We start from the raw sequence: 10,193 nt of genomic DNA, 5'->3' as shown, positions 1-10,193 counted from the left end.
CATCTGCTGTATCCCTTGCTACACAATGGCTATACCCGCTCTGTCCCCCCGTTAGTTCCGACACACACAGATCATAGCATTTCAGTTTATGGATGCTACAGATAGTTAGTCGGTAAGGGAGTAGCCAAAAAAACACCAGTTTTTAGCTCTGTTTTTTTACCGATGCTACGAACAGTATTTCAGTAATTTCAGGAGAAAACTATGTCTTTAGAAAATGTTAAAGCCTTCTACGAAAGGCTAGGCACTGATCAAGCATTCCGTGCCCAAATTCAAGGAGTAAACAGTAAAGATGAATGTCGCCAAATCGTGCAAAGCGCTGGCTATGACTTCACCCAAGAGGAGTTTGAAGACTACACTGGCCAATTGTTGGAGTCAAGTGCTGCTGAAGATGGTCTGAGGGATCTTGATAAACAAGAACTAGAAGCTGTTTTTGGTGGGGCTAGTGAAGTTATGGGCATAACGCGAGGTATTCAGGCAATTTCAATTTATGGGGTAGTTATTCGGCACTTTTAATTTATAGGGGGGTTGTTTGGCGGTCTAAACATTGGTGACCTCAGCCGATGTATGGGATTGTCACAGACAATACTCTCTAAGGAAGTTTGAGCAATAAGCTCAGGTTGATTCCGACAGACACAGATCATACCATTTCAGTTTATGGATGCTACAGATAGTTAGTCGGTAAGGGAGTAGCAAAAAAAACCACCAGTTTTTAGCTCGTCCGGTGGGCAAAAAAAGTTTGATTATTTTGAATAGTCTAAATTAGATCACTTTGCCCACCCTACTTGAATTGATATCTTTAATTGGTAGTTTTTTGACACCCAAGTCACTAATTTGTGATTGGCTTACTCTAGGGTTTTATATACTTATGAGGTACACAGGATTTTTTCCCTATTCCCGTTTTTCCATTCCCTATTCCCTATTCCCTGTTCCCTAAAACCCAGGACTCTGTACCTCACCCCATTGAAAACTGCTAGATCAGCTGATGTCTGTCCCTCTTTCGAGATAACTTAACATGGGAGAATTGTGATGACCTATCGCAGAATTAGTTATGCCGTCTGGGAAATCACCCTTAAGTGCAATTTAGCCTGTCAACACTGTGGTTCTCGGGCTGGTCATACCAGGGCTAAAGAACTTTCCACTACAGAAGCCCTAGACATGGTCAGACAACTGGCCGACGTTGGGATTACAGAAGTCACCTTAATTGGAGGTGAAGCCTTTCTACGTCCTGACTGGCTCGATATTGCCAAAGCGATTACCTCCGCTGGAATGGTCTGTGGCATGACCACTGGAGGGTTTGGGATTAGCTTAGATACAGCCCGCCGGATGAAAGATGCTGGGATTCGAGTAGTTTCTGTGTCCGTGGATGGTTTAGAAGCCACACACGACCGGTTGCGGGGTAGGAAAGGTTCTTGGCAATGGGCGTTTAAGACCATGAGCCATCTCAAAGAGGCCGGTATCCCCTTTGGTTGTAACACTCAAATTAATCGCCTCAGTGCACCAGAGTTTCCCCAGATTTACGAGCGCATCCGGGATGCAGGAGTCTTCGCTTGGCAAATTCAGTTGACTGTACCCATGGGGAATGCGGCGGATAATAGTGAGATTCTGCTGCAACCCTATGAGTTGCTAGATGTATACCCGATGATAGCGCGGGTGGCCCGTCGGGCTTTTCGGGAAGGGGTAAAGGTTCAAGCTGGTAATAATATTGGTTACTATGGTCCCTATGAACGACTGCTGCGGGGACGGGGAGAGGATAATCCTTGGGCATTTTGGCAGGGGTGCAATGCTGGACTATCTAGCTTAGGCATCGAAGCCGATGGTGCTATCAAAGGTTGTCCCTCATTGCCGACTTCCGCCTACACTGGAGGTAATATCCGAGACCACTCCCTGCGTGAAATTATTGAAGAGACCGAGGAGTTGCGGTTTAATCTAGGAGCTGATACTCCTAAAGGTACAGACCATCTGTGGGGTTTCTGCAAGAGTTGTGAATTTGCTCAACTGTGTCGTGGTGGCTGCAGTTGGACTGCTCATGTTTTCTTTGACCGCAGAGGGAATAATCCTTACTGTCACCACCGCGCTCTTACTCAGGAAAAACAGGGTATTCGGGAACGAGTTGAAATCAAGCATCGCGCCGAAGGTAACCCTTTTGATAATGGCGAATTTGTTCTGATTGAGGAACCAATTGATGCTCCTTGGCCAGACAATGATCCACTTCACTTTAGTGCTGATCGTATACTTTGGCCAAAAGGTTGGCAGGAACAAGAGGAGTTGGTGCCATCTTTAGCTAGTAGTAGCAGTTAATTTAAGATCTGGCACTATTGTGATTAATCCTCGGTGGGCAGTGGCTACCAAAGCTATGGCCAGCACATGAATCGTTTGTCAAGCACTGCCCACCCTACATCAAGCTTGTGATTAATCCTCGGTGGGCAGTGGCTACCAAAGCTATGGCCAGCACATGAATCGTTTGTCAAGCACTGCCCACCCTACATCAAGCTTGTGATTAATCCTCGGTGGGCAGTGGCTACCAAAGCTATGGCCAGCACATGAATCGTTTGTCAAGCACTGCCCACCCTACATCAAGCTACATCAAGCTACATCAAGCTAATTATCCCTTTGAGCAAGCCATTCCTATGACTAATATCTCCACTGATTCAATAGCGCTAGATAATACTCCAGTTTCCGATCACAAGACTAGTAATTTGAAAACTAGTAATTTAGAGTTATCCATTGATGACTCTCAGACTGAGGTAGAGTCTCCCTTGCCCCTGTTACCACGCTCAGCTTGGACTAGTCAGGTGGCATTATTGAGAGTTATTTTTAGAGCCAAGAAGGCTTTAGACCGAATCGAGCAGGAAGCTGGTGTGTTGAGACGTTAATAGTGATTCCAAATTCGGGTTAAAACTTAGAACTTCAAAACTCCCTTGAAAATCCAGTCCGCCCAGGCGGGCTTTTTTTTTGGACGCGCGAGCTAAGCCTGGTCTGGGCTAAAGGGAGGTTATAGCCCTACGGGCAAGGGCAAAAGGCAAAAGGCAAAAGGCAAAAGGCAAAAGGCAAAAGTTTACTATAACAGCTTTTGAGCTTGTATCAATGTCCTAACCTTAATCCGTACTGCTATATAGCTTTTGAGTACTGTTTTGTTTTGACTGAAGTGACTAGCATTAAAAAGACATAACTGTTTGGATTATGTGCTTAATAATGATTGTTTTTACAGTTTTGACAAAAAAACGGTCATGATTGGGAATAAAAAATGAAATAAATGCATCTTTTTGGTCGTTTTTATAGTGGCATCTCCCTTGAAATTATCGAAAAAAAAATATATGATATAAATAAGATGACTCAAAGAAAACGATCATCTCAACTGAAACTAAGATTATTGACGAGGAAATTAAAAAATGGCTAACATTACAATTGCAGATATTGCTCCATCCAAAGAATCTGAAAGCTTTATCAAAGATCTAAGCGATAATGAACTTAATTTAACTTATGGAGGAATTCAGATAATTATTACGAATGAAAAAGGCGAAAGAATTGAAATCAATATATAAAAATAATTTCAATAACAAATACAGTCTCAATCCAGAGAACTTAACTTAGAAAGATAAATTATCAAAAATGCCCTCTGAGCCTGATCAGGGGGCATTTAATTTTAGGAGCTTAAAGACCAAGAGTAGAATTGAGAATTGAGAATTGAGAATTGAGAATTGAGAATTCTACATTCTACATTCTACATTCTACATTCTACATTCCACTCAAAACCTAGGCAGCTTGGTAATCTAAGTCAAGGTTTTTCGTAACTTCAAATTGATCAACCTGTTGCTTAGTCCATTCAGAAAACAAATTTAAGAGGATTTTAGAGCGCAGGTTATCATCCAATTGCGGTTCAATAATCTCCTCCACTAAAATCAGATGTACGCCTTTAGAGGTCACAATGGGTTTGAGAACCTGCGGTGGCTTAGCTGCAAAAACAGCAGCAGAAATCTCTGGCTTGATATTTTCACGACTTACTACTCCTTGATATCCCCCAGATCGGCGTAATTCTTTATCCTGAATATACTGATGAGCAACATCATAGAAACTCATCTCTCCTTCCTGAATTCCATAAAATACTTCCATCGCTAAATCTTCATCATCTATGATGATATCATACATGACCACACCAGCATAATCTAGCTGATTTTCATAAAAATAAGACTCAACTTTATCAGCAAATAAATGGTTAGCTAACTTTCTATAAATAGCGCCATTGTATACCATGGTTTCAAATTCGTCTAAGGTCATCCCATGTTTTTCTAGCCATGCCCAAGTGTCCTCAGCACTCCCGAGTTGGCTAAGTATCCTGAATTGATCTGCTGCGTCTTGAAGTTCTTCTGTTTCTACTTGGATACCCGCCTCAGCGGCAGCAGATGCGATTAACTTGCGGATAGTAATTGCTTCGATAATCTCAGGAATCTTACAAGATAGCTTTACTTCTTCAAGAATATCGTCTTTGGTAATTGTGATAGCTGGTGACATCGTGTTTATCCTAGTAATTTAAACTGTGAAATTTATAGTGCTGGGTGCAGGGAATAGGGAATAGGGAATAGGGAATAGGGAACAGAGTGTGGGGAGAGGGAGTAGTGTGGGGAGAGGGGGGAGACAAGAAGAGTGTGGGGAGAGAGAAGAAGTAGTTGACGAGAATTTGGTATTTTTAAATACATTGTATTGATGCAATAGCGAGTGGTGGAAACCACACCACTTGCTCCCCACCCCCCCCACACCTCCCACACTTCCCTCTCTTTCCCTACTCCCAGCTCCCTAAAATCCAGACTGAAAGTACCTCAAGAAATTGAGAAATGCACTAATTGATAATGCCCTGAAGTGACTGATATCACATCCCGGAAATTACCTATAATTTCAAACCTCCTTGCTGCAACTTCTTAAACGGATCGAGAATAAAATCAATAATCCGACGCTGGCGTACAATCACCTCAGCAGTCGCTGTATCTCCAGGACGCAACCCAATACACTCCTTACCTGTGGGAAGACAATCTTGATTTAAGGCAATTTCTATGTTGTATGCTGCTACCTTTCCATTTTGCGTTTCCACCTCAGAGGTAGTTGGAGAAATTTCCACTAATTCTCCTGCTATCACCCCATACTCTTGAAACGGATAGGCATCAAATTTCAATTTAACTGGCATTCCTTTCTTTAAAGAACCACTTTCAGTGGTTGCCATCTGGGCTCGAATAATTAATGATGAATCCTCTGGGGCAATTTCTGCTACCATAGTTCCCTGCTGCACTACAGCACCAGGTCTTTGAATCGGTAACTGAAATACCATTCCACTGACCGGTGCCTCTAAGACTCGTTGCTTTAACTGAAGCTGCAAGGAGTCAATCTGACGCTTACTCTGAGAAATTTCTGAATTTAGGGTAGTAATTTGGGTATCTATATTATTCAGTTGTTCTTCTATTTTAAGTACAGATAACTTACCGGAATGAATTATACTATGATAACTCCTTTCCTGTTATTTTAATCGTAACTTTGCTTGATCAATATCTGCCTGGGCTTGACCCATTGTCCGTTTATAACTACTTTGTTCTTCCATAATCCGTAACTTAGCTTGTTCAAGATCAGACTTAGTTTGTTCATAGAAGCGTCGCCTTTATTGTACCACATCATCCTTATCTAATACATCAATTTCTGGCACAACTCCTTGTTGCCAAAGTTTACGATAGCGTTGCACTTATCGCTGGGCATTAGCTAAACGAATTTCTATTAACTTAGAGGCAGTTTTACTAAGTTCAAGATTTTGCCTGGCTTGATTCACTTGAGCTAATTTTTCTTCTTTTTGTAAGTTATAGGAATTCCTAAGATCAGTTATAGTCTGTCGCGCTTGGTCAATTTGAGCTTGCTTTTCCAAGGCTTGGGCTTGATTTTGTTGCTGCTGAGTTGTCAAGACTACCACTAACTGATTTTTTAGTAATTCTAACTGCGATCGCCTACTCAATTGCCCTTTTAATTTATCGTTAACTTGCTGCAATTCAGTACGAACTAACCCGGATTTCAAAATCAATAAATTTTGTCCAGCCTCAACCTTTTGCCCCTCTTTAACTTTAATTTCATCCACGGTACCGGCTACAGCAGCATCCAGCCTCACAGTTTTACCCTTTGGTTCAAGTCGTCCTCTTGCTGTACCGGTTTCATCTACTTTATAGAGCATCGACCAGGGTAAAATAATCGACACAAACACTACTATAAAGTACAGTAATCCCCTTGTCCAAACCTGAGGCAAACTATCGAGTAATTCTTTAGTAGCGTAAGACCAATCATCAGTCAATTTAGCTAAGTTTGGTGCGTTTAAAGTATCTTGATCATGATTAGTGTCTTGTAGCTGAGTTGGACGATGTCCATTCAAGTCTCCATTTAAGTGTCCATTCAATGTATTGGGCATAATTTTATTTCTTATTTATTGAGACTAGTTATTGGGGATTAGGATTAGTCATGAATAAACAAATGATAGTTTATGTAATTACTCATTTTTCATGATTCAGTACTCAGGATTCAGGACTAAGTTGCTGGTGATTAAAATAATAATAATGTCCCCGTTTTGCCATTAATTCCTGATGGGTTCCACTCTCAATCAATACTCCTCTATCCATCACTAAAATTAAATCCGCATTCCGGACTGTAGACAACCGATGAGCAATGACGAATGTTGTTCTACCTTTGAGAATATGAGTGAAATTATGCTGAATAATCCGTTCAGATTCTGCATCTAAATGGGAGGTGGCTTCATCTAAGACTAATAACTTAGGATTGCCTAACAAAGCCCGTGCGATCGCAATCCGTTGCCGTTGTCCGCCAGATAATGTCCCTCCCCCTTCTCCAATCTGGGTTTCATAGCCCATGGGCAACTGTTTAATAAACTCATCAGCACCTGCCAATCGTGCTGCTTCTATAATCTCGTCTAAACTAGCGGCAGGATGACCTAAGCTAATATTTTCCCGAATGGTTCCACCAAACAAAAACGTATCTTGGTCTACTACTCCCACTTGCGATCGCAAAGACCCTAAGGAGAGGCTGGTAAGATCAAGGCCATCAATCAATACTTTCCCATCTGTGGGTGGATACAATCCCAACACCAATTTAGAAATCGTCGTTTTGCCTGAACCACTGCGTCCCACTAGGGCTACCATTTGTCCTGGTTTCACTTGAAATGATAGATTTTCCAGTACATTTAAATCACTCTCTGGGTGATAGCGAAAGGTGACGTTATCAAAGGCAATGTGACCCTGAATGGATGGTAACGATTGACGGGCTTGATTGAGCAAATCCTCCTCTGGTTCGGCATCCAACACATCATTAATCCGTTCCATAGCAATTACTACTTCCTGGAATTGATTCCATAACACGGTTAACCGTTTGAAGGGAGTAATAATATTTCCCAACAGCATATTGAATGCCACTAATTGTCCAATGGTTAACTGATTCTGAATCACTAACCACGCTCCATACCACAGCAGGCTTGTGGTTACTACGGCTTCAATAGCATTACTAAAAATTTGCAGACGATTGCTGATAACTTGCCCATCAAAACTTGTCTTAATTTCCTTATTTAATAACTCCTCCCAATGCCAACGTACTGTTTGTTCTACTGCGGTGGATTTAACGGTACTTACACCGGAAAGCGCTTCAATTAGATAACTATTTTCTTTAGCCATCGATTGAAATATTTCTCGGGAAATTCTCCGTAAAAACGGTGTCGCAATCAATGCTAGCAATAAGAATGGCGGCACAATTACTAAGGCCAATAACGCCATTTTCCAGCTGTACCAAACCATCAATCCTACATAGATAAATACCGTTACTAAATCCAGCAGAATTGATAAGGCTTCACCGGTCAGGAACCGCTCAATCTTGCGGTTTTCCTGAACCCGTGATATAATGTCACCAACATAGCGGGACTCAAAAAACGAAAGAGGCAACCGCAGTGTATGGCGAATAAATCCTACAATCAGTGCTGCATCTACTTTATTAGCCGTGTGGTCTAGTAGATATTGCCGCAACCCCATCATTGCCACTCGAAACAGGCTAAATATCAGCAGCCCTAAGCCCACCGCCATTAAGGTTAGCCCAGAGCGCTGTACCACCACTCGGTCTAAAATTAGCTGGGTGAATAGAGGTGTAATTAATCCAAATATCTGGATAAATAAGGAAGCAAGAAATACCTCTAACACTACTAACCCATGGGGTTTGATTAATTCAAAGAATTGCCAAAAGGGAGTAGTCGTTTCAATAGCATCCTTGAGTAATGCTGTTGGTTGTAGCAGCAGTGCATAACCGGTCCAATCGGCGTTAAATTCTCGATGGGTGAGACTACGTTGACCAATGCCAGGGTCACAAACAATCACTCGTTTCCGAGTAATTTCATAAACGACAATATAGTGTTTACCTTCCCAATGGACAATAGCTGGCAATTTTTGCTTCGCTAGCTGGTCAAGACTGGCTTTAACCGGACGAGTAGAAAAGCCAATACTTTCCGCTGCTGCTGATAGTCCTCGCAATGATGCGCCATTGCGGTCAACATTAGCGATATCCCGCAAGCGATTCACACTAAAGCGTTTACCCCAATAGCGAGATACCATTACCAAACAGGCGGCACCACAGTCAGAACCACTCTGCTGGGCAAAAAACGGATAGCGTCGGATTACCCGTTGCCATAAATGACCTGCTTGCTGGGTCGGGTTAGGAAAGTAAGCTTTGCTAACTTTTTTCTGGGATTTCTGGGACTTGGCTTCCCCAGACCGAGACTGGGAGATGGTCAGATGGGGGGATGGGGAGATGGGGGGATAGTCAGATGGAGTGATAGGGGGAGTAGGGGAGCTAACTAGTAGGGCATTACGAGCTTGCGCCTGACTCCAAAAATGCTCTCGGATTTCGGGATACTTATTGATCAGGGGAAACAAGACTTCCCCCGGTACAAAGCATAGCTTTAGCTTCAGATAAGCTCTAGCGCTATAGCTGGCTAAGTCAGCGGAGGGAAACAAGGTCAATTCCCCAAATGATGCCCCTGTTTCTAAGCTGGCAATTAAGTCACCGGCCTGATTGAGCAACCTTACCTGTACTAGTACATGCACCCTCAAGATCAGGTTTCGACTGATGTCCTGACATATCTGTAACTAAAAAGTCTTTAACTCATTGTTTTGATGATCGAGGGTGGATGTTGGCTTTTATGTTGGTTTTAATCGTCAAATTAACCTAGTATTGTGGATTTTTTGGATGATTTTGGCCAATTTGTGGCTTATTTTGTCGTTTTTTTGGATGATTTTTATCTAATTTTAGATTTTGGTGGATTTTTATGTTGTTTGTGTAAAGTTTGATTTCATTTTTGGATGAAGATGATCAGGCACTAGGGATTAGGTTCTTTTAGGGAGAAGTGGGAGGAGTGGGAGAAGCTTTCAAGGGTATGTTTTTTACAAAGACGTCAGGTGTGGGGTGTGGGGAGTGGGGTGTGGGGTGTGGGGGATAAGACAATTATTAGCAAGTCCCCAGATAAAAACTCTATCCTGCCATTCCAAGCACATATATAGCAATTCTCAGAGTCAATATGACAATGCTTATCCCTTTAAGGCAAAAGGCAATAGGCATGCTAGCAATAGTAAAGAGGGTTTGAATAGAAAAAGTGTCAAATAATAATGTACCTCATTACTGCGAGAAACGCTATAGACATTTCGTGCTGATCAATATTATATTTCTGAGTATTCTTGTTGAATACAACTCCAGAGTCACACAAATAAATCGCTTTTTTCGTGTAACAAACTACTCTCTCCTTAGAAGCCCTTTGCATACACTTCCCCATATCTGAGTCGTTAGTCTCTCCATCAACAGCTTCACCAGAAGCATCATTACTATTACCAGAAGATTCTAGTTCAGCATCTATGAGTCGTTCAGCTTTGACCTCATTATAAGCACGTTCAACAGAGACTTTCTTCCTCAGTCTTCCTTCTGGGTTATAAAGCTGATCTATCACAGACTCACGATCTTCGGTCGGAACTGATAAGATGTCATAGGCCATCTTGTTTGTTCCATCTTCCAGAAGCTTTGACCACTTTTTGGCAAGATCAGCATTCTCCTCTTTTTGAATAGCTTCAACCACATTGAAGCCAATACCCTACCCCCTGAGCTACAATAGACTCTTAACGGACTGCGCTTTC

8 protein-coding genes and 1 pseudogene are annotated in these 10,193 nt (G+C 42.1%); 4 read left to right on the top strand and 5 right to left on the bottom strand.

Annotated features, from left to right (window positions below; genetic code table 11):
- Positions 1-201: 201 nt before the first annotated feature.
- The 4 genes from BJP37_RS02175 (at position 202) to BJP37_RS38220 (ending at position 3,542) form a co-directional block, all read left to right on the top strand.
- Complete coding sequence (locus BJP37_RS02175) at positions 202-513, top strand: Nif11-like leader peptide family natural product precursor (RefSeq protein WP_075896112.1); 312 nt, start codon at positions 202-204, stop codon at positions 511-513.
- Between the two features lie 513 nt (positions 514-1,026).
- Positions 1,027-2,298, top strand: a complete 1,272-nt coding sequence (locus BJP37_RS02170; RefSeq protein WP_070390932.1) for a nif11-class peptide radical SAM maturase 3 — start codon at positions 1,027-1,029, stop codon at positions 2,296-2,298.
- Positions 2,299-2,540: 242 nt separating this feature from the next.
- Positions 2,541-2,873 carry a hypothetical protein gene (locus BJP37_RS02165; RefSeq protein WP_081431034.1) on the top strand — a complete coding sequence of 111 codons (333 nt, stop codon included), beginning with the start codon at positions 2,541-2,543 and terminating at the stop codon, positions 2,871-2,873.
- 516 nt (positions 2,874-3,389) lie between these two features.
- A complete protein-coding gene (locus tag BJP37_RS38220; RefSeq protein WP_158069359.1) occupies positions 3,390-3,542 on the top strand; it encodes a hypothetical protein in 153 nt (50 codons plus the stop codon).
- A gap of 211 nt (positions 3,543-3,753) precedes the next feature.
- Here BJP37_RS38220 and BJP37_RS02160 read toward each other — a convergent pair whose 3' ends face one another.
- The 5 genes and pseudogenes from BJP37_RS02160 to BJP37_RS02145 all read right to left on the bottom strand — a co-directional run bounded on the left by BJP37_RS02160 (position 3,754) and on the right by BJP37_RS02145 (position 10,135).
- Positions 3,754-4,509: a foldase protein PrsA gene (locus BJP37_RS02160; protein ID WP_075896110.1), complete on the bottom strand. Its 756-nt coding sequence runs from the start codon at positions 4,507-4,509 to the stop codon at positions 3,754-3,756.
- Between the two features lie 32 nt (positions 4,510-4,541).
- Positions 4,542-4,763 (bottom strand): hypothetical protein, encoded by a 222-nt coding sequence (locus BJP37_RS35385; RefSeq protein WP_143727427.1) that lies wholly within the window; start codon positions 4,761-4,763, stop codon positions 4,542-4,544.
- Between the two features lie 119 nt (positions 4,764-4,882).
- Positions 4,883-6,430: pseudogene (locus BJP37_RS44835) on the bottom strand (beta-barrel domain-containing protein).
- Positions 6,431-6,533: 103 nt separating this feature from the next.
- Positions 6,534-9,116 carry a peptidase domain-containing ABC transporter gene (locus BJP37_RS02150; protein WP_229415163.1) on the bottom strand — a complete coding sequence of 861 codons (2,583 nt, stop codon included), beginning with the start codon at positions 9,114-9,116 and terminating at the stop codon, positions 6,534-6,536.
- A 548-nt stretch (positions 9,117-9,664) separates the two neighbouring features.
- On the bottom strand, positions 9,665-10,135 hold the full coding sequence (locus tag BJP37_RS02145; RefSeq protein ID WP_075896108.1) for a hypothetical protein: 471 nt from the start codon (positions 10,133-10,135) through the stop codon (positions 9,665-9,667).
- Between the last annotated feature and the right edge of the window lie 58 nt (positions 10,136-10,193).

The sequence above is a fragment of the Moorena bouillonii PNG genome, assembly GCF_001942495.1.
GTDB classification, from domain to species: Bacteria; Cyanobacteriota; Cyanobacteriia; order Cyanobacteriales; family Coleofasciculaceae; genus Moorena; species Moorena bouillonii.
Note: the sequence above shows the minus strand (reverse complement) of the source record. Positions and strands in the feature narration are given on the sequence as shown.